Consider the following 26,405-nt stretch of genomic DNA (forward strand, 5'->3'; position numbering starts at 1 on the left):
GGAAGCTAAGCCCCATTGCGCCGATGGTACTGCACTCGACAGGGTGTGGGAGAGTAGGACACCGCCGAACACCCGTTTGCTGGAGGCCCCCAACTTTTGTTGGGGGCCTTCAGTGTTTTGTGTGGAGGAGGGGACCCGCGGGTGTGGAACCCTTTTTTCGTTCGCGCGGAACCGTCAGGTTACGAGATGGTAACGACGTGGTTCTGGGTCCCGCTTTGCCACGTGATGTGGGTAACGTCCGCTGGTGCAAGATCCGCTTGGATCGTGCTGCACGGCGGTGCGCATCCTCCCGGGTCGTTCTGGGGCGACGAGAGGGATCAGACCATGAAGAACAGGTTCGGCTCGGCCGGAATTGTGAAGGCCGCTGCCACTCTTGCGGGATTCGGACTTGTCGGCGCGTCCATGACGGGATGCACAAGCGTCGACAACTCGGGCGAGGGGTCGACTCTCCAGCGACTCCAGGACTCCGGCACCGTCACGGTCGGCTTCGCCGGCGAGGCGCCCTACAGCTTCATGCAGGACGGCGAACTGACCGGCGCAACGGTCGCGCTGCACAGGGAGATCTTCTCGAACCTCGGCATCGACAACGTGGAGGGCGTGGCTACCGACTTCGGTGCCCTCATTCCGGGTCTGCAGGCTGGACGCTTCGACGTCGTCAGCGCCGGCATGTCGATCCTTCCCCAGCGGTGCGAACAGGCTTTGTTCAGTGAGCCGGAGTTCAACTACACGACCGCTCTGATGGTTCCTCAGGGCAACCCTCAGCAGCTCAGTGACATGCAGACCATCGCGGACAAGGATGTCCGGATGGCTGTGCTGACCGGTGCGATCGAGTCGGACTACGCGTCGTCGCTCGGTATCGACGCGATGCAGGTGTCCTCACCGCAGGACGGCATGGACGCGGTCATCAACGGACGTGCCGATGTCTTCGCATTGACCGGTATCTCCCTGAACTGGATGAAGCAGAACAACGAGAATGCTCCCGTCGAGGTCACCGAGTCGTTCGTCGCCGAAATCGACGGCGTTCCCCAGGTGGGAGCGGGTGGCACCGTGTTCCGCACGGAAGACACCGAACTCCGCGATGCCTACAACGCCGAACTGGCCAAGATCACGTCGGACGAGGCCACCTACCTCTCGATCGTCGGGGATTACGGCTTCACCGCGGAGGAGATGCCGGATCCGAACCTGACCACGGAGACACTGTGCGAGGGCACCGCCTGAGCGCGGGCTGCGGACAATGGCTTCGGAGTCCAACTTCGAGCAGTTTCGAGATGCAATCCCGCGCCTGTTCGACGGGATCATCGTCACGCTCGAACTGACCATCGGTAGCGCGTTCTTCGCGTTCCTTCTGGCGCTTGCGCTGGGCCTTGCCGGCGGCGCGAAGAATCTCGCGCTGCGCGGCAGTGCGCGTGTGTTCATCGAATTCTTCAGAGGCACCTCACTGCTGGTCCAGTTGTTCTGGTTCTTCTATGTGCTGCCTCTGTTCGGGTACCGCCTCGAACCGATCGTGTGCGGCATCCTGGCTTTGTCGCTGAACTACGGCGCCTACGGTGCGGAGGTCGTCCGCGGCGCCATCGCGTCGGTTCCACGACCCCAATGGGAGGCGGCGACCGCCTTGAACTTCGGGTACTGGCAACGGCTGCGCCGAGTGATCTTTCCTCAGGCCTGGGCGGAGATGATTCCTCCTCTGACCAATCTCCTCATCCAGTTGCTCAAGGGCACTGCGCTTGCGAGTTACATTCTGCTGCAGGATCTCACGTTCGAGATCGAACAGTTGCGGCAGAACACCGGCGACACGTTGTTCGCGTTCGGAATCGGCCTCGTCCTCTACTTCGTGGTCGGGTACATCCTCACGCTGGTGATGAACGCGCTCGAGGTACGCGCGAAGAGTCGCCTCGGCACCGGTCCGAGTATGCGTGAGATCTTCGGGGTCGCGCCGGCTCTGGACGAACCCGCGGGGGTGGTGAAGTCGTGACCGTCGAATGGAGTTGGCAACGCGCCGGAGAGGCGCTGCCCGTGTTGCTCGAGGGCTTCCGCATCACGCTGCTGGCGACGGTGCTGGGTTTCGCTCTCGCTGCTGTGCTGGGTCTGGCCGTGGCGATCATGCGGCGCTCGCTCCCCAAGGTGCTCGCAAAACTGCTCTCGGCGATAGTCGAGTTCATCCGGCTGACACCGCTCGTCGTGCAGTTGCTGTTCGTCTACTACCTGCTCCCGCAATTCTCGGCACTGCAAATCGGTATCGCGGTACTCGGTATCCACTACGCGACGTATATGGCCGAGGTCTACCGGGCGGGGATCGAAGCTGTCCCGGTGGGGCAGTGGGAAGCGGCACGCGCGTTGTCTTTGCCACCCGCCCGAACGTGGCGGGCGGTGATCCTGCCACAGGCGATTCGCCGGGTCGTTCCGGCTCTCGGCAACTATGCGGTCTCGATGTTCAAGGACACCCCGTACCTCTTCACCATTTCCGTGGTGGAGATGGTCACGGCCGCGCAGCAATTCGGGGCAAGAAACTTTCAATATCTCGAGCCACTGACGATGGCGGGGCTGATCTTCCTCGCCGCGAGCTATCCCACGTCGGTGCTCATCCGCAGATTGGAGCGTCGACTTGCCTACTGATCCGGCCCTCGAGGAACACTCCCTCACGGGCGACAGGTCCACTGTGCCGATGATCGAATTCGACTCGGTCGTCAAGAAATTCGGCGACAACGTCGTTCTCGATCATCTCGACTTCACGGTGGCAGCAGGGGACAGGGTGACGCTGATCGGCCCCAGCGGCTCCGGCAAAACCACCATCCTGCGTCTGCTCATGACGTTGGAGAAGGTGGACGGCGGGGTCATCCGGGTCAAAGGTGAACCGCTCAGCCACGAACGAAAAGGGGACCGTCTGGTTCCCGCGTCGGAGCGGCACCTCCGAACGATGCGCCGCAGCATCGGCATGGTGTTCCAGCAGTTCAACCTGTTCCCGAACATGAACGTGATGGAGAACCTCACGGAGGCGCCCATCCACGTGCTCGGGCGCAAGAAGTCCGAAGCGCAGGAGCGCGCGCGTGAATTGCTCGCGACGGTCGGACTGTCGGACAAGGAGAGTGCGCATCCGACGCAGCTGTCCGGTGGGCAGCAGCAGCGTGTGGCGATCGCCCGGGCGCTCGCAATGGACCCCGACATCCTGCTTCTCGACGAGGTGACCTCGGCGCTCGACCCCGAACTCGTTGCGGATGTGCTCGACGTGCTGCGCACCATCGCCGACACGACCGACATCACGATGCTCATCGTCACGCACGAGATGCACTTCGCGCGAGACGTATCCAATCGCGTGCTGATGTTCGATCAGGGTCGCATCGTCGAGGAAGGCTCGCCCGAGCGCATCTTCACCGATCCCGCACACGAGCGAACACGGAGATTTCTCGACGCGATCATCGCGGGAGAATGAGCGCCCGGGATCGTCAGTAGGACGGAACGGCCAGGTGGGTAGCTTCGGCCCGTCCTCGGAGCACCACTTCTTCGCCCAGCGTCCACCGGGAGCGTTCCGCGCCGGACGTGGCGTCGAGCGCACGGCGTGACGCGACGACGTGTCCGGGCACGGTTTTCGCGAGTTCGGAGAGGCGTGCCGCCTCGTTGACCGGGTCTCCGATCACCGTGTACTCGAACCGCTCCTCGGCACCGATGTTGCCGGCCACCGCAATCCCGGCGGTGATGCCGATGCCCGCACGGCATTCGGGTACCTCGGCCTCGAGACGCTGCGCCATCTTCCGGGCGGCAGCCAGTGCCCGCCCGGGAGCGTCGTCGACCGCAACCGGGGCACCGAAGATCGCGAGCGCGGCGTCACCCTCGAACTTGTTGACGAAGCCTCCGGCGGAATGGACCTCGTCGACGACGACGGCGAAGAATCGGTTCAGCAGTTCCACGACCTCGGAGGGGGGTCGGCTCGCCGCGATCCCGGTGGACCCGATGATGTCGATGAACAGCACCGCGACGTCCCGTTCCTCACCACCGAGGGTCTCTGCCCGGTTCAGCGCTGCCGCTGCGACGTCACGTCCGACATGTTTACCGAACACCTCCCGCATACGTTCCCGTTCGCGCAGGCCCTCGGCCATCCGATTGAAGCCGGCCTGCAACTGGCCGAGTTCGGTGCCGTCGTAGACGACGACCGCTTCGTCGAATCGTCCCTCTTCGATTCGGCGCATCCCGAAACGCACGGACTCGATGGGAGCGATCGTGGATCGTACGGTCAGGTACATCAGGAGTGAGCCCGTGAACAGCGCAACCGTTCCCAGGACGAGGATCGTGATCGCGAGGCGGGTCGTGGTGACCGGGCGGACGAAGGTGAACACCGCCACGAAGATCAGCCCGACGACGGGTACGGCGCTGCCGAGTGCCCACGCGAGCATCACCCGCCCGGTGGTGCCGGCGAACTTCCGGCGTGGTGGTGTGCCCGCTTCGAGGGCCCTCGCGGAAATAGGGCGGAGTGCGAACTCCGTGAACATGTATGCGAAACCGCACACGGTAACCCCGGCGAGCGTGATGGTCAGGGCCACCTTGGGAATCGTCTCGGCGTCGACGATGCCGAAGCACGTGGTGAAGAAGACGAACCCGACGAACCACAGTGCACCCTGCTGAAGGGTGATCCGCCACGGCATCGTGAGAGCGATGCGCTGCTCGTCGGCGGTGGGTGGCCGGTTCTCCAGCGCCCACCGCAACCGGCGGAGGGCCCCGCGGGTGAACAGGACCGACCCCAGGACGATCGCGACCCCCACGTACACAGGCGCAAGGATCGCGGTGATCACGAGGAATTCGGAGGTGAGGACCGATGGGCCGGGGATCACCACGTTGATGAGCGCGGCCACGATCGCCGCCCCCACAAGGTGCGTCCCGATCAGCGACAGGGTGAGCAACAACTGGATGCGGATGCGCTGCCGCCGGACGGGTTCGGCGGGTTCACCGAGGATCGCGGACCCGAGCGGTGCGGTGCGGTTGCTGCGTGCTGGCATGGTCGTTCGAGAGTAGTCGAGCAGATCCACTAGGGTAGGTCCGTGCGTCTAGTGATTGCCCGTTGCCGTGTGGACTACATCGGACGCCTGACGGCGCACCTGCCCACGGCGCGCCGACTCCTGCTCGTCAAGGCCGACGGGTCGGTGAGTATCCACGCCGACGACCGCGCCTACAAACCTCTCAACTGGATGAGCCCGCCGTGCCGGCTCGTCGAGGAACCGGCCGACGAGGCGCAGGCGCTCTGGGTGGTGACCAACAAAGCCGGCGAGGAACTGCGGATCACGCTCGAGGAGATCGAGCACGACTCGAGTCACGAACTCGGGGTGGACCCCGGTCTCATCAAGGACGGCGTGGAAGCGCACCTGCAGGAACTTCTCGCGGAACACGTGGAGACGCTCGGCCAGGGATTCACGCTCGTCCGGCGCGAGTATCCGACAGCGATCGGTCCCGTCGATCTGCTGTGCCGGGACGCGGACGGCGCCACGGTGGCCGTGGAGATCAAGCGCCGCGGCGAGATCGACGGCGTCGAACAGCTCACGCGCTATCTCGAACTTCTCAACCGCGACCCGCTCCTCGCCCCGGTCACCGGAGTGTTCGCTGCCCAGCAGATCAAGCCGCAGGCGAAGACCCTGGCGACGGATCGCGGGATCCGCTGCCTTGTCCTCGATTACGAGGCTTTGCGTGGCACCGAGAGCACCGAGTTCAGATTGTTCTGACGGTGCCCCGCCGCAATCGTCCCCCTACGTCGTCGCGCAGACGCGGACACGCCGAATCGGAGAGCGCCTCCTTCGGTTACGCCACCAGCCGCACCGAGAACGGTCCGGCAGGAGCTGACGACGAGAGGTACACGGTGCGGACAGTGCCGGGAAGCCGCGCCACCAAGCCGTACCGCTGCCCGGGATGTGACCACGAGATCGCGCCCGGCACACCACACGTGGTGGCCTGGCCCGTGGACACTCCGGGCGGCGCCGACGACAGACGGCACTGGCACAACGGGTGCTGGAAGGGACGCGGAACGCGGCGGCCCACGCGTCGGTGGTCCTAGCCGGCAGTGCTCAATTGGTCCTGGTCGGCAGTGCTCCAGGGGTCCCCGCCTGCAAGAGCGGGTGGTGTCCGTCTGCACGTCGTAGTCTGGCGGCGTGCGCTGGCCGATGGCGGAACGTGATCACTGGAGGCACGGATGGCCGAGACGACTGTGGCAGATGTGATGGCCGAACTGGCCGCACTCGAGGACCCGAAGGCACGGGCGGTCAACGAGAAACACGGCGACGACCACGGCGTGAATCTCAGCAGGCTACGGGCGGTTGCGAAGCGGCTGAAGACCCAGCACGAACTCGCGCGGGGGCTCTGGGACACCCGGGACACAGCGGCGAGGCTGCTCGCGCTCCTGATCTGCCGGCCCAGGTCGTTCGAGCGTGACGAACTGGACGCGATGATGCGTGACGCGCGTGCTCCCAAGGTGCGGGTCTGGCTGGTGAGCTACGTCGTGAAGAAGAGCCCGCACGCAGAGGAACTGCGCGCGCGCTGGTTCCGTGACCCGGACCCGGCGGTCGCGAGTGCCGGCTGGGATCTGACCGCCGGACTGGTGGCCACGGATCCGGCCCGGCTGGACCTGGACGGACTCCTCGACATCGTCGAGACAGAGATGAAAGATGCTCCCGACACACTGCAATGGTCGATGAACACCTGCTGCGCCCAGATCGGGATCGAGCACGCTCACCACAGGCAACGCGCGCTCGAGATCGGGGAGCGGTTGAGAGTTCTCGAGGACTACCCGACGTCACCGGGCTGCACGTCGCCGTACGCCCCGGTCTGGATCAGCGAGATGGCAGGCCGCCGCCAGGGAGCAGGGTAGTCGCGCGACGCGTCAGTTTCTGACCTTGCTGGCGACCGCGGGGGAACGTCCCTGGATATTCGGTCCGGAGCCCGTGGTGTTCCGAGGCTGCGTTCCGGAACCGCGGACGCCGTCGGCGGGTTTCGGGGTCTCGGTCTTCTCGGTGTCGGTCTTCTCGGCGGCGTCGGATTTCCCGGTGCCGGCGTTCTTGCCGCTGTCCGTGGTGCGTCCGGTCTCACCGGCTGCCGCGTCGTCCCGGTCCGCTCGCGCAGGCGGGGCGACCCGCCCCTCGGTATCCGCGGTCGCGTTCGGCTTCGCCGCGGGAGTGCCGCCCTCCGTGTTGCGATCGCGGGGAGCGCCGCCACCGGCCGTGTTCCCACCGGCCGAAGTGCTGCCACCGCCCGGACGGGGGGTATCGAGCGAGATCTCCCGGTCGAGCAACTCGCCTTCGCGGTTGATCGCGGCGAGCATGGTCGGCACGTCGTCGAGCTGTTCGCGCACCGCATCGAGCTGGCCGAGGATGCGTCCGCGCAGCATCCGCATTTCCTCCGTGAGGTCGCGGGCGTTGGCGACCTTGCGCTCGGATTGTTCGGTGGCAGTCGCGAGTCGACGGGCGGCTTCCTGCGTCGCCACATCGATACGTCGTTCGGCTTCGGCCTTGCTCGTGCGCTCGAGGTTGTCGAGTTCGCCGAGAAGCTTGCTGCGACGTTCGGCCATCGTGATCTCGAAGTCCTGCTGAACCTGCTCGCGCTTGCTTTCGGCCTCGGCGGCGTGGCGGTCGGCCTCGGCGCGCGCAGCCGCGACGATGCGGTCGGCTTCCTTGCGCGCGGCAGCCATCGTCCGCTTGTGCTCGTCCTCGAATGCGCGGCGCCGTTCTTCGAGCTCTGCGAGCTTCTGTTCGTAATCGCCGCGGAGTCTGATGCCCTCCTGCTCGGCGAGCGAAATCATTTCCGCGGAGTCGGCCTCGGCACGCGCCCGCAACTCGGATGCTTCGTCCGAGGCGAGGCGCAGCATCCGGGAGATGCGGTCACTCATACCCTCGGCGGTGGTGGGGGGCACCGACAGCCGGTCCACATCGCGGCGGAGCTCGTCGATCTCGTTGCGCGCATTCTCGAGCTGGCGCGCGAGATCGCGGGCCTGCGCGGACGCGGCGTCGCGGTCGGTCGCGGTCACGCGTAACTCGGCCTCGAACCGCGCGAAGTAGTTGGTTACCTCGTCGCGGTCGAAGCCTTTTCGCACGATCGAGAACGGCAGGTGGCTGGGGGTGCGATCACGATCGAAGACCATGGCGACAATCTACCTGCTGAGGCCGGAGGACACGCTGCGCTCCCGCCGAAAACGCGGGCGGGAACGCAGACTCGTGATCCGTCCGCGTGGCTCAGTGCGCGGCGTGAGCGGCCGGCTCGACCAATTCGACGAGAACGCCGCCCGCATCCTTCGGGTGGAGGAAGTTGATGCGGGAGTCGGCGGTGCCGCGACGCGGGGCGTCGTACAGCAGCCGGACGCCGTTGGCCCGGAGTGCGGCGGAGACCGCGTCGAGATCGGACACGCGGTATGCGAGCTGCTGCAATCCCGGACCGCTGCGGTCCAGGAACTTGGCGATCGTCGAATTCTCGTTCAGCGGAGCGAGCAGCTGGATCTGGGTCGCGCCCTCCGGACTGCCCGGCACGGACAGCATCGCTTCCCGGACACCCTGTTCCTCGTTGACCTCTTCGTGTGTGGACACGAGGCCGAGGTTCTCGGCGTACCACGTGAGAGCGGCATCGAGGTCGGGCACCGCGATACCGACGTGATCGATCGCGGTGACGAGCCCGGTCGCGAGAAGCGCAGCGGCCGGCGTGGAGGTGGGAGAGATCTCGGTCATGTTCTAGACGGTAGCGTTAACGTTGAATGCGTTCATATCGGGAGTGATGTTTCAGGCCCGGTTGGGCGCCCCACATTTCCCCGATCGTCGGAGGTCGTTTCCGTGAGCAGTTCTGTCATCGTCGCCGGAGCCCGTACGCCCATGGGGCGCCTGCAGGGTTCACTCAAGGACCTCTCCGGCTCCGACCTCGGCGGCGTCGCGATCAACGGCGCCCTCGAGAAGGCCGGCGTTGCGCCCGAACAGGTCGAGTACGTGATCATGGGGCAGGTTCTCACCGCGGGTGCCGGTCAGATCCCCGCGCGGCAGGCCGCAGTGGCCGCCGGCATTCCCATGGACGTGCCCGCGCTGACCATCAACAAGGTGTGCCTGTCGGGCATCAACGCGATCGCCATGGCCGATCAGATGATCCGTGCCGGCGAGTTCGACGTCGTCGTCGCCGGTGGGCAGGAGTCGATGAGCCAGGCGCCGCACATGCTCGAGAAGAGCCGTGCCGGATTCAAGTACGGCGATGTGACGCTGCGCGACCACATGGCGTACGACGGGCTGCACGACATCTTCACCGACCAGGCGATGGGCAACCTCACCGAGTCCGCCAACAGCGGAGAACGTTTCGTCTCGCGCGAGGAGCAGGATGCCTTCGCCGCGGCGTCGCACCAGAACGCGGCGCGCGCCTGGAAGGACGGCCTGTTCGACGAGGAGGTCGTGCCCGTCGCCATTCCGCAGCGCAAGGGCGACCCCATCATGTTCGCCGCCGATGAGGGAATTCGCGCCGACACCACCACCGAGTCCCTCGGCAGGTTGCGTCCGGCGTTCTCCAAGGACGGCACCGTGACGGCCGGTTCGGCCTCGCAGATCTCCGACGGTGCCGCTGCGGTCGTGGTGATGAGCAAGGACAAGGCCGAGGCACTCGGCCTGAGCTGGATCGCGGAGATCGGCGCCCACGGTGTGGTCGCCGGACCGGACTCGACGTTGCAGTCGCAGCCGGCCCGTGCGATCGCCAAGGCGTGCGAGCGCGAGGGTGTCGATCCTCAGGACCTCGATCTGATCGAGATCAACGAGGCTTTCGCGGCGGTGGGCATCGTCTCGGCCCGTGAACTCGGCATCGACGCCGACAAGGTCAACGTCAACGGTGGCGCCATCGCGCTCGGGCACCCCCTCGGCATGTCCGGTGCCCGCATCGCCCTGCACCTCGCGCTGGAGTTGAAGCGTCGCGGCGGTGGCATCGGCGCGGCTGCGCTGTGCGGCGGCGGCGGCCAGGGCGATGCGCTCATCGTTCGCGTGCCGAAGGCCTGACGCGCACTGAGCACGATCACGGCCCCGGCGCACTCCGCCGGGGCCGTGATGTCTCTCACCCCCACTACGGGTCGTCGTAGTCCTCCGGCACAATGGGCGCCATGACGAACATCTTCGACCTGTCCACCCCCGCGAAGCGGTTCCGCCTCGTGGCGATCTGGGAAGCTGTGACGTGGCTCGCGCTCTTGATCGCCATGTTCTTCAAGTGGGTGCTCGGGTACGAAGAAGCGATCGCCATCCCGGGCATGGTGCACGGCGTGGCCGGTTTCATTCCGTTCGTTCTCATCGCGCTTCTCACCGCGTGGGCGCTGAAGTGGGACCTGAAGACCACCTTCCTGGCGCTCGTCTCGAGTGTCCCGCCGTTCGGCACCATCGTCTTCGAGCGCTGGGCTGTGCGCACCGGCCGGCTCGCCGAACTCTCCGCGCCCGAAAGCGCCGAAAAAGTCGACACGGCTGCCTGACCGCCCGGCACACCACCGCCCGGGCATGACAAACTGGAGAGCGTGACTCGACCCGGTTCCCGTCCAGCACGTTCCGCTGCCGCAGCCGCAGCAATGTCCGGCGCGGTGGATCTCGCGCCGCTCAAGGCGAGGGCCACCGCCCCACCGCCACCTCCGCCGAGTGCCGGTGCCTCCGGCGCAATCCCGTCGATCATCGACGTCACCGAAGCGACGTTCGAGGCCGAGGTTCTCGAGCGCTCGATGCAGGTGCCCGTGATCGTCGACCTCTGGGCGACGTGGTGCGAGCCCTGCAAGCAGCTGACCCCCTCCCTCGAGAAGCTTGCCGCAGAAGCCGGCGGCGAATGGGTGCTCGCGAAGGTCGATGTGGACGCCAACCCGCGGATCGCCCAGGCGTTCGGTGTGCAGTCGGTGCCCACCGTCGTCGCGATAGCAGCCGGGCAGCCTCTTGCCGACTTCCAGGGCGTCCAGCCCGAAGCCGCGCTCCGGCAGTGGCTCGACGCGATCCGCGAGGCCGTCGCCGGCAAATTGTCGGGGCCGCCGAGCGCCGACGGTGAACCGGCCGAACAGCCCGTCGACCCGCGTTTCGAGGCTGCGGAGCAGGCTCTCGAGCAGGGCGATTTCGAGGGCGCCGAGGCCGCCTACCGGCTGATCCTCAACTCGGAGCCGAACAACACGGACGCGCAGGCCGCACTGCGGCAGGTCCGGTTCCTCGGCCGTGCGCAGCAACTCCCCGCCGACGCCGTCGAGCGCGCAGACGCGGCCCCGGCCGATCTCGACGCTCAACTGGCGGCGGCAGACGCCGAATTGTTCGCTCAGGACCCCGAAGCGGCGTTTGCGCGCCTGATCGAATTCGTCCGTCGCAGCGCGGGTGACGAACGCACCGCGGCGCGTACCCGGCTGCTCGAACTGTTCGAGTTGTTCGACCCGGCAGAGGACTTCGTGGTCTCGGCTCGGCGCAAGCTCGCCATGGCGCTCTACTAGAACTCCACGACCGACCACACGTGTGTAACGGCCGCTGCCTACCGGTAGCGGCCGTTACACGCTGCTTCACCGCCGAGCACGCCGGTGCGGAACGCGTCGACCCGTGAGAAACCACTGGGGACCGTGTTGCCGTTGACGTCGCTCGCGGCCAGGCCGTCGGTGAGCAGACCGGACACCGCCTCGTCGAGGTCACCGGGGGAGAGCCACACCATGTTCGCGTCGGGCCCCACCTCGGCCGCGATCGGGCTCAGCGCGGCGCTGATCACGCCCGACAGACATGCCGCGCGGAGCGCCGTGCGAGGCTCGGTCAGCGATTGACCGTTCGCGTGCTGGACAGCCAGCGCATACCGCGACGCGATCAGCACGTACGCGTTGTAGTCGCCGCGGACATCGGCGCTGAATTCGTTGCCGGAGGAGTCCTCCGGTGTGCTGCGCTCGGTGAGCGCGGCGAGGTCCACTCCGATCGTGTTCGTGGCAGGGCAGTACGACACCGGGGAGGTGAACGCGGCGTCCGCACACGCGAGTTCGGCTCCCGAAAGATCCAGTGCCGGCGGGTCTGCCAGCTCGAATACGCGCTCGAACGACCGGAAGATGAGGTCGACGGAGTCCGCGGTGACCGGAAGCTCGCCGTCGTCGCTGCCGTCGAAGTATTGCGGCAGGTCCGCGCGGCGGGTCTCCACCTCCGCGGCGTCGATCTCCGCGCACGCCGCGGCGCCGTCGGTGAAGCCGATCTGGACGGCGGTGACCCGCTCGAACGCCGAACCGTGGATGGAATCCGGATCGTTGGGATCGGTGTCGCGGAACAGCACCATCGACGCGAGCACCTTGTTGAGGCCGTCCGAGGTGTCGAGTTCGAAATGCGCCGCACGCCCCTCGGCGACGTGTCGCATGAACGCACCGGCGAAACAATCGGCCTGCTGTTCGAACACGATGCCGGGGTCGTCGTCGGCGATCAGGCCCGCCGTGTACTGGATCGCGTGACCGTACTCGTGCGCGAGGACCATGACGGCCGCCATCGGGCCGAAGTCCTCGATCAACTGGGGCATCAGATAGGAGCGGTCCCATCCGATGACGTCGCCGAGACTGCAATACGCCGCATTGACGAAGTCGAACGTCGGTTCCCCGCAGAACCGGGGGCCGCGCCGTTGGGAGGGATCCCACGACATGATGGTGGACACCGGCTCGAACGAACCCTTCGCGATCGTTCCGAACTCTCCACGCCAGTAGTCCTCGATATCGCCGATCGCGTTGCCCGCGAGAGTGTCGATGGGACCACCGTCGGTGTTCTCGATGACGACCCCGGCGTCGGGAACCCCGTCACGGGGCCCGCTGTACCCGCTCGTGACGGGCAGGCCGGCGACCGTGAAGGGGTTGTCGTAGACCGACACGGGCGTGCCGTCGATCTGTTGCGCACACCCTGCCAGCAGAACCATCGCGATCACCGGCACCGCCACCCGCTCGAACCGGCGTGTCCGTCTCACGTTGTGGTGCTCCTGTCGTCGAATGCGGGTTTACCCCCGCAGCGACAACCAGATGGCACCGTGCGCGGGCAACGTGACCCGAGCCGACGCGGGACGTCCGTGCCACGAATGCTCCGTGGCCTCCACCGCACCGAGGTTTCCGGTGCCGTGACCCTGATAAGCGGTCGCGTCCGTGTTGAGAATTTCTTCCCACGTGCCGGGTTCGGGTAAACCGACACGATAGTCCGCGTGAGTGCTGCCGGAGAAGTTGTGCAGGCACGCGACGACCGAGCCGTCACTGCCGAACCGCAGAAAGCTCAGCACGTTGTTGTGCGCGTCGTTCGCGTCGATCCACGAGTAACCCTCGGGTGAACTGTCGAGCGTGTACAGCGCGGGGTGCGCACGATAGGTCCGGTTGAGGTCGCCGACGAGCCGCTGGATGCCGCTGTGGAGTGGCTGGTCGAGCTGCCACCAGTCCAGTCCGCGTTCCTCCGACCACTCGGCGACCTGACCGAACTCCTGACCCATGAACAGCAATTGCTTGCCCGGGTGTGCCCACATGTAGGCGAGCAGTGACCGGAGACCCGCGGCGCGGGTGTCGTCGTCGCCCGGCATCCGGGTCCACAGTGTGCCCTTGCCGTGCACGACCTCGTCGTGGCTGATGGGCAGCACGAAGTTCTCGCTCCACGCGTACATCAGCGAGAACGTGATTTCGTGGTGGTGGAAGGTGCGGTGCACGGGGTCGCGCGACAGGTAACCGAGCGTGTCGTGCATCCAGCCCATGTTCCATTTCATGGTGAACCCGAGTCCGCCGACGTTCGTCGGGCGGGTGACACCGGGCCACGACGTGGACTCCTCGGCCACCGTCACGACCCCGGCATGCTGCTTGTGGATCGTCGCGTTCAGTTCCTGGAGGAATCCGACCGCCTCGAGGTTCTCGCGACCGCCGTAGATGTTGGGGGTCCAGCCGCCCGCGGGCCGCGAGTAGTCGAGATAGAGCATGGAGGCGACCGCATCGACACGCAGCCCGTCGATGTGGAACTCCTCGATCCAGTACAGCGCGTTCGCGACCAGGAAGTTCCGGACTTCGGCTCGTCCGTAGTCGAAGACGTAGGTACCCCAGTCCAGTTGCTCACCGCGCTGCGGATCGGCGTGCTCGTACAGCGCCGTTCCGTCGAATCGCGCGAGTGCCCATTGATCCTTGGGGAAGTGGGCCGGAACCCAGTCCATGATGACGCCGATACCTGCGGCGTGAAGCCGGTCGACGAACTCGCGGAAATCGTCGGGTGTGCCGAAACGCGAGGTCGGGGCGTAGTAGGACGTGACCTGATAGCCCCAGGACCCGCCGAACGGGTGCTCGGCGACGGGAAGCAGTTCCACGTGCGTGAAACCCGTCTCGAGGACGTACTCGGCAAGCTGGTCCGCCATTTCGAGGTAGGTCAGGCCGGGGCGCCAGGACCCGAGATGTACCTCGTACACGGCCATCGCCTCGCGCACGGGTTCGGAGGTCGCGCGGGCGGCGATCCAGTCGTCGTCGCGCCAGGTGTGGCTGCTCTCGGTGACACGGGAGGCGGTCGCCGGCGGCACCTCGGCAGCGAACGCCATCGGATCGGCCTTGTCGAGCACCGAACCGTCGTGACCGTGGACCCGGTACTTGTACAGGTCGCCCGGTCCGACTCCGGGGATGAAGACCTCCCACACTCCGCTGGAACCGAGCACCCGCATCGGTGCGGTTCGTCCGCCCCAGCCGTCGAAGTCGCCGACGACGGTCACGCCGCGTGCGTTCGGAGCCCACACGGCGAAGGACGTCCCTGCGACGGGGCCGTCCGGGGTGTCGTAGTGCTGCGGGTGCGCGCCGAGGATCTCCCACAGCCGCTCGTGCCGTCCCTCGTTGAACAGGTGACGGTCGAGTTCGCCGAGCGTCGGCAGGAACCGGTATCCGTCGGCGACGACGACGGTGTGGTCGAACGGGTACGTCACGACGAGGCGGTAGTCGGCCAAGTCGAATTGCGGGACCAGTGCGCTGAAGACGTCGTGGCCCACCGGCTCGAGCGGGTAATCGATACCGCCGATCCGCGCGGCAACCTTCTCCGCGCCCGGACGCAACGTGCGCACGACCGTGCCCTCCGGATGCGGGTGTGCGCCGAGGACGGAGTGGGGGTCGTGGTGCTCACCGGCGGCCAGTCGCGCGAGGTCTTCCGGGCGCGGACTGTGCCGCCGCCGCGGTGGTTCCTCGGAGGAAGTCGGTGGGGGCACTGTCACGTGAGTCTCCTGTAGGCGAGAGTCGATCGGGCCGGAATCCCGATCGGGGGCAGCACCATGATGTGCGCGACCGATTTCCACGGTTCGAGCCGCACATAGTTGGCTTGTCCCCAGATGTACTGTTCCCCGCTCACCTCGTCGTAAACGGGGAGCTGGTCCTGCCACTCGTGGCCGATGGACGGCATGTCCAGCCAGACGGTGCCTTCCTCGGCGCCGTACGGGTTGAGATTGACCACGACGAGCACCGCATCGCCGGTCACCGGATCGTGCTTCGAGTAGGCGATCAGAGCGTCGTTGTCGATGTGGTGGAAGGTGATGTTGCGCAACTGCTGTAAGGCGGGGTGTGCGCGCCGGATGCGGTTCAGGGTGGTCAGCCACGGCTCGAGCGATTCGCCGCGGCGTCGTGCCTCGTCGAAACGGCGTGGACGCAACTGGTACTTCTCCGAGTCGAGGTACTCCTCGCTGCCGGGACGAACGGCGAGGTGTTCGTAGAGCTCGTATCCGGAGTAGACGCCCCAGGTGGGGGACAGGGTCGCGGCGAGCGCGGCTCGCAACGCGAACATTCCGGGCCCGCCGTGCTGCAGCGTCTCGTGCAGGATGTCGGGCGTGTTGACGAACAGGTTGGGCCGGGCCTCGTCGGCCTTGGCAGCGATCTCACGTCCGAATTCGGTGAGTTCCCACTTGGCCACGCGCCAGGTGAAATACGTGTACGACTGCGTGAATCCGCGTCGTGCCAGGCCGTACATCCGCGCGGGCCGAGTGAACGCTTCCGCCAGGAACAGCACGTCCTGATCGGTTTTCTTGACCTCGGCGATGAGCCATTCCCAGAAGTCCGGCGGCTTGGTGTGCGGGTTGTCGACCCGGAAGATCTTGACCCCCAGAGAGATCCAGTGCCGGACCACCCGGAGCACTTCGGCGTAGATCCCCTCGCGATCGTTGTCGAAGTTCACCGGATAGATGTCCTGGTACTTCTTGGGCGGGTTCTCGGCGTACGCGATGGTCCCGTCCGGCAGCACGGTGAACCACTCCGGATGGTCACGGGCCCAGGGATGATCGGGGGCGCACTGCAAAGCGAGATCGAGCGCGACCTCGAGTCCGAGTTCCTCGGCCCGCAGCACGAACTTCCGGAAACTGTCCTCGTCGCCGAGTTCCGGATGGATCGCGTCGTGGCCACCTTCCTCCGCTCCGATCGCCCACGGTGAACCCACGTCGTCGGGCCCCGCGACGAGGGTGTTGTTGGGGCCCTTCCGATTGACCCTGCCGATCGGGTGGATCGGTGGCAGGTAGACGACATCGAACTCCATCGCCGCGATGCGCGGCAGATCCTCGGCCGCGGTCTCGAAGGTGCCGTGCCGGGGCGTGCCGTCCTCGTTCCAGCCTCCCGTCGACCGGGGGAAGAACTCGTACCATGATCCGAACAGGGCCCGCTTCCGGTCGACCACGATGGTGAAAGCTTTTCCCCGCGTGATGAGTTCGCGGAGGGGCTGAGCGCGGACGATCTCGGTGACGTCGGCGGAGAAGGCCGGTGCGACCCGCTCCGCCAGCGGCCGCTCGGAGCGCAGAGCCGCGGCGACGGCGAGCAGGGCGGGCCGGTTTCCGCGCAGTACGCCGCGCGCAGCCTTCTCGAAAATCCGTGCGCCGCTCTCGAGATCGTTGGCGAGGTCCTCCGGGCCCTGTCCCGCGGTTATCTTCGCGTCGACAGCGTGACGCCATGTGGACACCGGGTCGCTCCAGGCCTCGATGCGGTAGGTCCAGATGCCGGGGGTTGTGGGCGCGAACACCGCGTGGAAGGTGTCGGGTTCGGAGCCGGGCACCATCGGAATGCGGGTGAGCTTGGCCGGTGTCCCGGGTGCCGTGGCGGGCCCGCGCACGGCGAGCGTCGCGGCGATGGCGTCGTGGCCTTCGCGCCAGACGACCGCAGCGACCGGTACCACCTCGCCGACGACTGCCTTGGTGGGATACCGACCACCGTCGATCGATGGCTGGACGTCGTCGATGCCGAGGCGACCTGTCACGCTTGCTCCGTTCCGTACGGGACCGGGACGTACCCGGGCCGGGGCGTACTGCGGCCGTAGTTCGTGTCAACCGTAATGGAGGCGGCGGCACGGGGCCGATCATGTGGTGGTGACCTCGGGGATACCCGGTAACCGATGTGACGAACCGTATCGGTTACCACGGTTCACCGCGCGTGACTCCTGGGCAACACGCTCTTCCCTAACGTCTCCTGGGTGAAGTTCGGCCGGTCTGCGGAGCCACACCGAAAGGGCGTACACGATGGGCACAGGCGGCGGGAACGGCCGGAATTGTCGGGCCTGTTCGGTTGTGGACGGGAATGTGCTCTGCGGCTTGTCGGTTCCGGCACCGGAGGCACCGCACACCGGCGGACATGAGTAGGCTTCCCAGAGTGAAAGCCTTGCGTCGGTTCACCGTACGAGCCCACCTTCCCGAGCGCCTCGCCGCGCTGGGGACTCTGACCTCCAACCTGCGGTGGTCGTGGCACCCGGAGACCCAGGATCTCTTCGCCGCCGTCGATCCCGAGCTGTGGGAGCGATGCGGAAGCGACCCCGTCCGACTGCTCGGCGAGGTCCCGCCGGAGCGCCTCGACGCGCTCGCCGAGAACCAGGAGTTCCTCTCCCGGCTCGACGCCGCCGCGGCAGACCTCGACCACTATCTGGCCCGGCCCCGGTGGTATCAGCAACAGCAGGAGCGCGGGACCGCCGTGCCCGAGGGCATCGCCTACTTCTCGATGGAGTTCGGTGTCTCCGAAGTTCTGCCGAACTACTCCGGCGGACTCGGCATCCTCGCCGGTGACCACCTCAAAGCGGCCTCCGACCTCGGTTTGCCGCTGATCGGCGTCGGATTGCTCTACCGCTCCGGCTATTTCCGGCAGTCGCTCAGCGCCGACGGCTGGCAGGTCGAGCATTACCCTGCCTACGACCCGCAGGGACTGCCGATCAAGCTGCTCACCGAAGCCGACGGCACCACGGCGCTCGTCCAGGTGGAGATCCCGGGCGGCCGCACGCTCGACGCGCGGGTGTGGATCGCCCAGATCGGCCGGGTGCCGCTGCTGCTGCTCGACTCGGACATCGCGAGCAACGACGAACAACTCCGCGGCGTCACCGACCGGCTCTACGGAGGCGACCAGGACCACCGCATCAAACAGGAAATCCTGGCCGGGATCGGTGGGGTCCGCGCCGTCCGCGCGTACACCCGCATCCACGGCCTGCCCGACCCCGACGTGTTCCACATGAACGAGGGGCACGCGGGATTCCTCGGTGCCGAGCGCATCCGGGAACTCGTCACCGGCAGCGGCCTCGATTTCGACGAAGCGCTTGCCGCGGTCCGCGCCGGAACGGTCTTCACCACCCACACCCCCGTGCCCGCCGGCATCGACAGATTCCCGATCGAGCTTGTGCGCCATTACTTCTCGGGGCGTAACGGCGAAAACGAGTCGGCACTCCTTCCGGGCCTGACCGTCGACCGCATTCTCGCTCTCGGCCGCGAGTCGAACCCCGACGTCTTCAACATGGCTCACCTCGGGCTGCGGCTCGGCCAGCGCTGCAACGGCGTATCGAAACTGCACGGCGAAGTCAGCCGGCACATGTTCGAAGAGTTGTGGCCCGGTTTCGACGCCACCGAGGTCCCGATCGGGTCGGTCACCAACGGCGTCCACGCGCCCACCTGGGCGGCACGCGAATGGCTGGCACTGGCCGACCGGCTGGCAGGGCCGGATCTCGTCGAGGAATCGCGCGGCTGGGAACTGCTCCAGACGGTCGACGCCAAGGAACTGTGGGACATGCGCAACGACTTGCGCGGGATGCTCGTCCGCGAAGTGCGGCGTCGTCTGCGGAACTCGTGGATCGAACGCGGCGCGACCGACGCCGAACTGGGCTGGGTCGATTCGGTCTTCGACCCCGACGTGCTCACCATCGGTTTCGCGCGACGCGTGCCCACCTACAAGCGCCTGACCTTGATGCTGCGCGACCCGGAACGGTTGCGCGCGCTGCTGCTCGACCCCGAGCGGCCACTGCAACTGGTCGTCGCCGGCAAGAGTCACCCCGCCGACGACGGCGGCAAGGCGCTCATTCAGCAGGTCGTGCGATTCGCCGACGAGTACGGTGTCCGTCACCGCGTGGTGTTCCTGCCCGATTACGACATATCGATGGCGCGCTACCTCTACTGGGGCTGCGACGTCTGGCTCAACAACCCGCTGCGACCGCTCGAGGCCTGTGGCACCTCGGGGATGAAGTCGGCACTCAACGGCGGCCTCAACCTGTCCATCCGCGACGGATGGTGGGACGAGATGTACGACGGTGAGAACGGCTGGGCGATTCCGACCGCGGACGGGGTCGACGATGAGCGCCGCGACGACCTCGAGGCGGGTGCGCTGTACGAACTGCTCGAGCGTTCGGTCCTGCCGCGCTTCTACGATCGCGACATCGACGGGGTGCCCGGCCGGTGGATCGAGATGGTGCGGCACACCCTCGAAAACCTGGGACCCAAGGTGCTCGCGTCCCGCATGGTGCGCGACTACGCCGTCGACTACTACATTCCGGCAGCGGAGTCGGCGCGGATCGTCGCGGCCGACAACTTCGCCGGTGCGAAGGCTGTCGCCGAGTACCGGGAGCGCCTCGAAGCAGCGTGGCCCGGAGTGCGGGTCGCACACGTCGACACGGAGGGACTGCCCGAGGTTCCCGAGATCGGTTCACGGCTCGCGGTGACCGCTCACGTCGATCTCGGTGAACTCACGTCCGGGGACGTCGAAGTTCAGGCCGTGATCGGCCGGGTCGGGTCGGACGACACACTCAGCGATATCGTGTCCGTCCCGATGTCCCACACCGGCAGCGGATCGCTCGGCGACGTGTTCGAGGCCGACGTCAGGCTGCCGTTGGCCGGGCCCGTCGGTTACACCGTGCGAGTGTTGCCGCACCACGATCTGCTCGCCTCGCCGGCCGAGTTCGGGATGGTCGTGCTGCCCTGAGACCGGACCGGGTGGATCCGCACTCCGTCGTGGAGGTGGGTCCACCCGGGCTGTCAGCTGCGCAGCCGGGTCAATGCCTTGCGCACGACCTCAGGATCCGTCGTCTCCCAGAACGGCGGAAGTGACGCGCGCAGGAAACCGCCGTAGCGCGCGGTGGCGAGCCGCGAATCGAGTACGGCGATGACGCCGCGGTCGTCGGTACTGCGCAGCAGGCGGCCCACCCCCTGCGCGAGGAGCAACGCCGCGTGGGTGGCGGCGACCGCCATGAAGCCGTTACCGCCGCGGGCTTCGACCGCCCGCTGCCGCGCGACGAGCAACGGATCGTCCGGACGGGGAAACGGAATGCGGTCGATGATCACGAGCGACAGCGACGGCCCGGGAACGTCGACGCCCTGCCACAGGGACAGGGTGCCGAACAGGCTGGTCGGCTCGTCGGCGGCGAACTTCTCGACGAGCGCGCCGGTCGCGTCGTCGCCCTGGCACAGGATCGGGGTGTCGACGCGTTCACGCAGTGCCTCGGCGGCCGCCTTCGCCGCCCGCATCGACGAAAACAGGCCGAGGGTGCGCCCGCCGGCCGCGGTGACGAGTTCGGTGATCTCGTCGAGGTGGCTCGGAGGCATGCCCTCGCGGCCCGGCGGCGGTAGTTTCTTCGCGACGTAGAGGATGCCGGACTTTTCGTGGTCGAACGGGGAGCCGACGTCGATCCCGTTCCACTTCAGGGTGCCGGTGTCGGACGGCGGTTCCGCCCCGGACGCCGACGTGGTGTCGCTGCGGACGGCAGCCTGCGACGGAAGACCCCAATCGATGGCGAGGCCGTCGAACGACCCACCGACGGTCAGTGTCGCGGACGTGAGGACGACGGTGGACTCTCCGAAGAGCTTCGAGCGCAGCAAGCCGCCCACCGATAGCGGCGCCATCCGGACCGTGCGGCGGGCGATACCGCGGAACTCGTCGGCCGCGAGCCACACGACGTCCTTGCGCTGCGATGGATCGGGCTCGTCGAATGCTGTGAGGATGCGCACGGCGCAATCGTGGACGTCGTCGATCTCGGCGAGTGCCTGGTTGCGGGCTGCGGCGGCTTCGGGATCCATGCCGGGTTTGGGTGAGCCGATCGAGGTGTGCACCGCCCATGCGGCGTCGCGGACTGCCGCAAGCGCGGCACCGGCGCCCTCGGGCACGGCGTCCCACCGGCCGGGAGGGAGCTCGTCGAGCAACGCATCCCAGTTCTCTGCGGCGCCCTCGAGGCGGTCGACCTCCTCGTCGCCGGCCAGTTTGAGGCAGCGCCGCGCAGCGGCGGACACCGTGCTGCCCGACAGTTCGGCGGTGGCGACCCCGGTGACCCGGTCCACGAGTTCGTGGGCCTCGTCGACAACCACCACGTCGTGTTCGGGGAGGATCTGGATTCCGGTGATCGCGTCGATCGCGAGGAGCGCGTGGTTGGTGACGACGACGTCGACCTGCGCCGCTTCGGCTCGGGCGATCTCCGCGAAGCAATCGTCGCCCACCGGGCACCGCGACTTGCCGAGGCACTCGCGCGCCGTGACGCTGACCTGACGCCAGGCCTGATCGGACACGCCGGGGGTCAGGTCGTCGCGGTCGCCGGTCTCCGTATCCGAGGACCACTCGGTGACCCGGCGCACCTCGCGTCCGATCCGCGACAGCGTGAAGGCGTCGAACAGACCGGTGTCCGGGGGTTCTTCCGCCAGACCGGTATTGATCTTGTTGAGGCACAGATAGTTGCCGCGGCCCTTGAGGATCGCGAAGCGAGGACGGCGGCCGAGCGACTCGGTGAGGGCCTTCGCCAGTCGCGGCAGGTCACGTTCGACGAGCTGCCGCTGCAATGCGATGGTGGCGGTGGAGACGACGACCGTGCGGCCCGTGCGGACCGCGTATCGGATGCTCGGAACGAGATATGCGAGGGACTTGCCGGTGCCGGTGCCGGCCTGCACGGCGAGGTGCTCACCGGTGTCGATGCTGTGCGCCACCGCCGACGCCATGGTCAGCTGATTCCGTCGTTCCTTGCCGCCCAGCGCGTGTACCGCGGTTCGTAACAGCTCGGGCACTTCGGGAAGATCGGGCACCCGTCAAGGGTAGCGGGAGGCACCGTCACGTTCCGGTGCCTACCCGCGCGGCTTCGCGGCCGCGTCACCCCGCCCGGACGAAGCGGGTCGGGATCGCCGGATCTCCCGCCGACAGCGTCATGCCCTCCCACGGCAGGCTCACCATGCCCTGGGCGAGGAACCGGCGGCTCTCCTCGAGTGTCGGCAGATCACCGACCGGCCGGCCGCCGCGCACCAGCGGAATCGTCAGGTCCTGGACCACGGATCCGTCGCCGTCGGGTACCCGGTCCAGGTGCGCCGGGTAGACGACCTCCTCGACGAGGGTCCCGCTGCGCCGCGCGTACCGGACCGCCTTCTTCGCGCCGCCGCGCGACTCCTTCGCCGCGCTGCGCTTCTCGACGGGGATCCCCGCCACCTCCACGAGCTTGTAGACCATCCCGGCCGTCGGCGCTCCCGAGCCGGTCACCACGGAGGTTCCGACCCCGTACGCATCCACGGGCTCGGCGCGCAGGCCCGCGATCCCGTACTCGTCCAGATCTCCCGACATCACGATCTGGGTACCGGTCGCGCCCAGGCCGTCGAGCTGAGCGCGGACCTGGCGGGCCAGCACGCCGAGGTCACCGGAGTCGATACGCACCGCACCGAGGCCGGTCCCCGCGACCTCGATGGCAGTGTTCACACCGGCCGTGATGTCGTATGTGTCCACCAGCAGCGTGGTGTCCACGCCGAGGGTCTCGACCTGGCTGCGGAAAGCCGACGCCTCGTCGCGGCCGGCGGAGGTGGTGTGCAGCAAGGTGAACGCGTGCGCCGCGGTGCCCGCGGCGGGGATCCCGAACCGGCGGGCGGCCTCGAGGTTGGACGTCGAATCGAAGCCGGCCAGGTAGGCGGCGCGCGTCGCGGCTACCGCGGCCTCCTCGTGGGTGCGTCGAGACCCCATCTCGATCAGGGTGCGCCCGTCGGCCACGCTGACCATCCGGGCTGCTGCGGACGCCACGGCGCTGTCGTGATTGAAGATCGACAACGCGAGTGTTTCGAGCAGCACACACTCGGCGAACGTCCCGCTCACCGACAGGATCGGGGAGCCGGGGAAGTAGAAATCGCCTTCGCGGTATCCGTCGATGTCGCCGGAGAAGCGGAAATTGCGCAGCCACTCGACGGTGCCGGGCGCAAGAAACTCCGACACGGACGCCAGTTCGTCGTCCCCGAACGAGAACGTGGCGAGCGCGTCGAGCAGACGGCCCGTGCCGGCGACGACGCCGTATCGGCGACCGTTGGGCAAGCGCCGGGCGAACACCTCGAACACGCACGGACGATCGCCGGACCCGTCGGCCAGCGAGGCCTCGAGCATCGTCAATTCGTACTTGTCGGTGAACAGTGCGGTGCTGCCGTGAATCGCAGCGGCGGTGGCTTCGGACACCCGAACACTGTAGATCGAGGACTCGGCGGCGGGTTTTTCGGCGCGCGCGAACGCCGTACCCTGGACCGCATGGTGCCGGGTTCCACGACAGTTCGTTTCGACGTCCGCGCAATGGCGGGGCAGGCCGTCCCGGCCGAGGCCGAGCAGGTCCAGGAGACCGAATCCGTCGACCGGCCGTGGGTCACCGTCGTCTGGGACGATCCGGTCAACCTCATGCATTACGTGACGTTCATATTCCAGAAGCTGTTCGGGTACAGCAAGGCCAAGGCCACGGAATTGATGCTCGAGGTACACAACGAGGGTAAGGCGGTCGTCTCGAGTGGCTCGCGTGACAAGATGGAGCACGACGTGCAGCGTCTCCATGCCGCCGGCTTGTGGGCGACCATGCAACGGGACGAATGACCCCAGCCTCAGGAGGACCCGACCGACGTGCGGCCGTGGATCAGGAAGAACTCGCTCAGCGGACCGAAGCTTCGCTCGGAGATGGATGCCCACGAGGCATCGGTCCTCAGATCGCTCGTCGCCTCGGTCCTCGGGATGCTCGAGGATCGGGCCGGCCAGGCGCCGCAGGACGACCTCGCTCAGCTGACCGGCTTGCGCACCGGTAACGCCACGCCACCGGACAACCCGGCAGTGCGACGGCTGCTTCCCGACTTCCATCGGCTCGAGCAGGACTCGGCACAGCACGCCGACGACGAGTCTGCCGACCTCAACGGAGCGATGCGCAGCCTCCACGAACCGGACATCATCGACGCGAAACTCGCAGCGGGAGCAATGATCCTGCGCACGGTTCCGGAGACCGGCGGTCGCGTGGTCCTGACTCCCGAACAGGCCGAATCCTGGCTGTACGCACTCAACGACGTGCGCCTGGCGCTCGGCGCAACACTCGACATCGACGACGACACCCCCGAGGTGCTCGACGACGACGACCCGCGTGCGCCGCACCTCGACGTCTACCACTGGCTCACCTGGGTGCAGGATTCGCTCGTGCAGGCCCTTCAGCCATGACCGTCGCCGGGCCCACCGACTCGATTCTCGACGTGAGCGGTCTGCGCGTGGGGCACTGGCAGGCTCTCGACACCGACGTCCGCCTCGCGGACGGGGACACCCCGGGCAGCGGATCCGCCACCGGATGCACGGTCGTGCTCGCCGAGTCGTCTGCGGTTGCGTCCGTGGACGTGCGTGGCGGGGGACCGGGTACCCGGGAAACGGACCTGCTCGATCCCAGCCATTCGGTTCAGCGGGTCGATGCGGTACTGCTCACCGGAGGCAGCGCGTACGGACTTGCCGCCGCGGACGGCGTCATGCGTTTCCTGGAAGAGCACGGCCGCGGCATCCCCATGGGTTCGCCCGGTGCGGTAGTTCCCATCGTCCCGGCCGCCGTGATCTTCGATCTCCCGGTCGGAGAGTGGGACGTCCGCCCGGATGCCGCCGGCGGCTATGCGGCCGCTGCCGCTGCGGGGGAGTCGTCGCTGCTGCGGGGAAGTGTCGGTGCGGGAACCGGCGCCCGGGCGGGTGTGCTCAAAGGCGGGGTCGGTTCAGCGAGCGTATACATCACCGACGGACCGGCCGCCGGAGTGACGGTGGCCGCACTCATGGTCGCGAACCCCGTCGGTTCCGTGTTCGATCCCGACACCGGCCTGCTCTGGGGGGTGGGACCCACCCGGGCCGCAGAACTGGGAATGACCGCGCCTACGGAGTCCGAGATCGCGGCGGCGCGTGCCCTGGGAGAGAAGCGCACCGTCCTGAACACCACGATCGGGGTGGTGGCGACCGACGCACCGCTGTCCAAGGCAGCGTGCCAGCGGGTCGCGGTCGCCGGGCACGACGGACTCGGCCGCGCGATACGCCCCGCCCACTCACCACTGGACGGCGACACGATCTTCGCTCTCGCCACCGGTACGGCGCATCTGCCGGACAACCCCGGCGTCGCGGACGCGTTCGCCTCCGAACTCCCCGTGCTCACCGCCGTGGGCGCTGCCGCTGCCGAGGTGGTCGAACGGGCCATCGTCGATGCCGTGCTCGCGGCGACGGGAGTCGCCGGAATCCCGTCGTACCGCGACGTCTTCCCCTCCGTGTTCCGCTCGTCGATGTCCTGATCCGGCCGAGAGGGCCACAATGGAGTCATGACCACCCCGACCGGTACCGGCACCGACTCCACGCACAGGCCGATCTGGCAGCGCGCCGCGCTGTGGACCGGCGGTTTCGTTGTCCTCCTCTACGGGATCGAATTCGCCGACGTCGTCCTGCCCGCCGACCTCGATGCGGCCGGAGTGGAACCCCGCACCGGTGACGGACTGTGGGGGATCCTGTTCGCACCGATCCTGCACGCCGACTGGGCGCACCTGACCGCGAACACCGTGCCCGCGCTCGTGCTCGGGTTTCTCGTGATGCTCTCCGGAATCGGCCGGGGGATCGCGGCGACGGCGATCATCTGGCTCGTCGGCGGAATCGGCACGTGGCTGTTCGCCGGGTCCGGCGAGAACCACATCGGGGCCTCGACACTGATCTTCGGGTGGCTCACGTACCTGATCGTGCGCGGAATCTTCACGCGCAAAGCAGGACAGATCCTCCTCGGCGTCGTCGTGCTGTTCCTCTACGGCGGGATGCTGTGGGGCGTACTCCCGAGCGAGCCGTGGATCTCGTGGCAAGGGCATCTGTTCGGGGCGCTCGGCGGTATCCTCGCCGCCTGGATTCTGTCCTCCGCGGCCCGGACGACACGCCGGACCACGACCGTGCCTCCGCTGCGCTGACCCGGGCCGCCCCTCGCAGGGGTGTTCACTCGGAGGCCTGCGCGTCACAGCTT

The 26,405-nt window shown here is 67.4% G+C and carries 23 protein-coding genes; 15 read left to right on the forward strand and 8 right to left on the reverse strand.

The genetic code is table 11. The features are described 5' to 3' along the window. Positions 1–402 precede the first annotated feature (402 nt). Genes ehuB through ehuA form a run of 4 tightly spaced genes read left to right on the forward strand, consistent with a single transcriptional unit; the run spans position 403 to position 3,427 of the window. Positions 403–1,218 carry an ectoine/hydroxyectoine ABC transporter substrate-binding protein EhuB gene (gene ehuB, locus HF877_RS06645; protein ID WP_240952126.1) on the forward strand — a complete coding sequence of 272 codons (816 nt, stop codon included), beginning with the start codon at positions 403–405 and terminating at the stop codon, positions 1,216–1,218. A gap of 16 nt (positions 1,219–1,234) precedes the next feature. Continuing rightward, positions 1,235–1,972, forward strand: a complete 738-nt coding sequence (gene ehuC / locus HF877_RS06650) for an ectoine/hydroxyectoine ABC transporter permease subunit EhuC (RefSeq protein ID WP_169620404.1) — start codon at positions 1,235–1,237, stop codon at positions 1,970–1,972. Next, positions 1,969–2,613, forward strand: a complete 645-nt coding sequence (gene ehuD, locus HF877_RS06655; RefSeq protein ID WP_169620405.1) for an ectoine/hydroxyectoine ABC transporter permease subunit EhuD — start codon at positions 1,969–1,971, stop codon at positions 2,611–2,613. The genes ehuC and ehuD overlap by 4 nt, the downstream gene beginning before the upstream one ends. A 49-nt stretch (positions 2,614–2,662) precedes the next feature. Then, entirely contained in the window at positions 2,663–3,427 is a 765-nt protein-coding gene (ehuA, locus tag HF877_RS06660; RefSeq protein ID WP_169620406.1) for an ectoine/hydroxyectoine ABC transporter ATP-binding protein EhuA, read from the forward strand. Positions 3,428–3,440: 13 nt separating this feature from the next. On the opposite strand, the gene HF877_RS06665 is transcribed toward ehuA, so the two are convergent. Beyond that, a complete protein-coding gene (locus tag HF877_RS06665; RefSeq protein ID WP_169620407.1) occupies positions 3,441–4,985 on the reverse strand; it encodes an adenylate/guanylate cyclase domain-containing protein in 1,545 nt (514 codons plus the stop codon). A 42-nt stretch (positions 4,986–5,027) separates the two neighbouring features. Between HF877_RS06665 and nucS the strand changes: the two genes are divergently transcribed. The 3 genes from nucS (at position 5,028) to HF877_RS06680 (ending at position 6,841) form a co-directional block, all read left to right on the forward strand. After that, entirely contained in the window at positions 5,028–5,702 is a 675-nt protein-coding gene (gene nucS, locus HF877_RS06670; RefSeq protein WP_169620408.1) for an endonuclease NucS, read from the forward strand. A 2-nt stretch (positions 5,703–5,704) separates the two neighbouring features. Then, positions 5,705–6,031, forward strand: coding sequence for an ATP/GTP-binding protein (locus HF877_RS21270; RefSeq protein WP_169620409.1), 327 nt, complete (start codon positions 5,705–5,707; stop codon positions 6,029–6,031). A 135-nt stretch (positions 6,032–6,166) separates the two neighbouring features. Further along, complete coding sequence (locus tag HF877_RS06680; RefSeq protein ID WP_169620410.1) at positions 6,167–6,841, forward strand: DNA alkylation repair protein; 675 nt, start codon at positions 6,167–6,169, stop codon at positions 6,839–6,841. 12 nt (positions 6,842–6,853) lie between these two features. On the opposite strand, the gene HF877_RS06685 is transcribed toward HF877_RS06680, so the two are convergent. Together HF877_RS06685 and mce are read right to left on the reverse strand one after the other, a co-directional pair. Continuing rightward, on the reverse strand, positions 6,854–8,107 hold the full coding sequence (locus HF877_RS06685) for a hypothetical protein (protein WP_240952116.1): 1,254 nt from the start codon (positions 8,105–8,107) through the stop codon (positions 6,854–6,856). A gap of 91 nt (positions 8,108–8,198) precedes the next feature. Continuing rightward, on the reverse strand, positions 8,199–8,684 hold the full coding sequence (gene mce, locus HF877_RS06690; protein WP_169620411.1) for a methylmalonyl-CoA epimerase: 486 nt from the start codon (positions 8,682–8,684) through the stop codon (positions 8,199–8,201). Between the two features lie 102 nt (positions 8,685–8,786). Between mce and HF877_RS06695 the strand changes: the two genes are divergently transcribed. The 3 genes from HF877_RS06695 to HF877_RS06705 all read left to right on the forward strand — a co-directional run bounded on the left by HF877_RS06695 (position 8,787) and on the right by HF877_RS06705 (position 11,419). After that, positions 8,787–9,977, forward strand: coding sequence for an acetyl-CoA C-acetyltransferase (locus tag HF877_RS06695; RefSeq protein ID WP_169620412.1), 1,191 nt, complete (start codon positions 8,787–8,789; stop codon positions 9,975–9,977). A 101-nt stretch (positions 9,978–10,078) separates the two neighbouring features. After that, positions 10,079–10,438, forward strand: a complete 360-nt coding sequence (locus tag HF877_RS06700; protein WP_169620413.1) for a DUF3817 domain-containing protein — start codon at positions 10,079–10,081, stop codon at positions 10,436–10,438. Positions 10,439–10,531: 93 nt separating this feature from the next. Beyond that, positions 10,532–11,419, forward strand: a complete 888-nt coding sequence (locus HF877_RS06705; RefSeq protein WP_169620705.1) for a tetratricopeptide repeat protein — start codon at positions 10,532–10,534, stop codon at positions 11,417–11,419. 38 nt (positions 11,420–11,457) lie between these two features. Here HF877_RS06705 and HF877_RS06710 read toward each other — a convergent pair whose 3' ends face one another. The 3 genes from HF877_RS06710 to HF877_RS06720 are packed head-to-tail and all read right to left on the reverse strand — an operon-like array spanning position 11,458 to position 17,156. Further along, positions 11,458–12,900, reverse strand: a complete 1,443-nt coding sequence (locus HF877_RS06710; RefSeq protein ID WP_169620414.1) for a metallopeptidase — start codon at positions 12,898–12,900, stop codon at positions 11,458–11,460. 30 nt (positions 12,901–12,930) lie between these two features. Further along, positions 12,931–15,135: a 1,4-alpha-glucan branching protein GlgB gene (gene glgB / locus HF877_RS06715; protein WP_296549323.1), complete on the reverse strand. Its 2,205-nt coding sequence runs from the start codon at positions 15,133–15,135 to the stop codon at positions 12,931–12,933. Positions 15,136–15,137: 2 nt separating this feature from the next. Further along, on the reverse strand, positions 15,138–17,156 hold the full coding sequence (locus HF877_RS06720; protein ID WP_169620416.1) for a maltotransferase domain-containing protein: 2,019 nt from the start codon (positions 17,154–17,156) through the stop codon (positions 15,138–15,140). A 389-nt stretch (positions 17,157–17,545) separates the two neighbouring features. Here HF877_RS06720 and glgP point away from each other — a divergent pair, with 389 nt between their 5' ends. Next, on the forward strand, positions 17,546–20,122 hold the full coding sequence (gene glgP / locus HF877_RS06725) for an alpha-glucan family phosphorylase (RefSeq protein WP_169620417.1): 2,577 nt from the start codon (positions 17,546–17,548) through the stop codon (positions 20,120–20,122). A gap of 53 nt (positions 20,123–20,175) precedes the next feature. Here the strand turns inward: glgP and HF877_RS06730 are convergent, their stop codons facing one another. Both HF877_RS06730 and HF877_RS06735 read right to left on the reverse strand, forming a co-directional pair. Then, the gene (locus HF877_RS06730; RefSeq protein WP_169620418.1) at positions 20,176–22,203 is read right to left on the reverse strand and encodes an ATP-dependent DNA helicase; all 2,028 of its coding nucleotides are present in this window, start codon (positions 22,201–22,203) and stop codon (positions 20,176–20,178) included. Between the two features lie 64 nt (positions 22,204–22,267). Then, complete coding sequence (locus HF877_RS06735) at positions 22,268–23,599, reverse strand: nicotinate phosphoribosyltransferase (protein WP_169620419.1); 1,332 nt, start codon at positions 23,597–23,599, stop codon at positions 22,268–22,270. Between the two features lie 111 nt (positions 23,600–23,710). On the opposite strand from HF877_RS06735, the gene clpS reads away from it, so the two are divergent. Genes clpS through HF877_RS06755 form a run of 4 tightly spaced genes read left to right on the forward strand, consistent with a single transcriptional unit; the run spans position 23,711 to position 26,352 of the window. Beyond that, entirely contained in the window at positions 23,711–24,001 is a 291-nt protein-coding gene (gene clpS / locus HF877_RS06740; RefSeq protein ID WP_240952139.1) for an ATP-dependent Clp protease adapter ClpS, read from the forward strand. 27 nt (positions 24,002–24,028) lie between these two features. After that, positions 24,029–24,607, forward strand: a complete 579-nt coding sequence (locus HF877_RS06745; protein WP_169620421.1) for a DUF2017 domain-containing protein — start codon at positions 24,029–24,031, stop codon at positions 24,605–24,607. Then, the gene (locus tag HF877_RS06750; RefSeq protein WP_169620422.1) at positions 24,604–25,698 is read left to right on the forward strand and encodes a P1 family peptidase; all 1,095 of its coding nucleotides are present in this window, start codon (positions 24,604–24,606) and stop codon (positions 25,696–25,698) included. The genes HF877_RS06745 and HF877_RS06750 overlap by 4 nt, the downstream gene beginning before the upstream one ends. 27 nt (positions 25,699–25,725) lie before the next feature. Further along, positions 25,726–26,352, forward strand: coding sequence for a rhomboid family intramembrane serine protease (locus HF877_RS06755; RefSeq protein WP_169620423.1), 627 nt, complete (start codon positions 25,726–25,728; stop codon positions 26,350–26,352). Positions 26,353–26,405: the final 53 nt, after the last annotated feature.

Source organism: Rhodococcus sp. BL-253-APC-6A1W (assembly GCF_012843405.1).
Lineage (GTDB): Bacteria > Actinomycetota > Actinomycetes > Mycobacteriales > Mycobacteriaceae > Rhodococcus.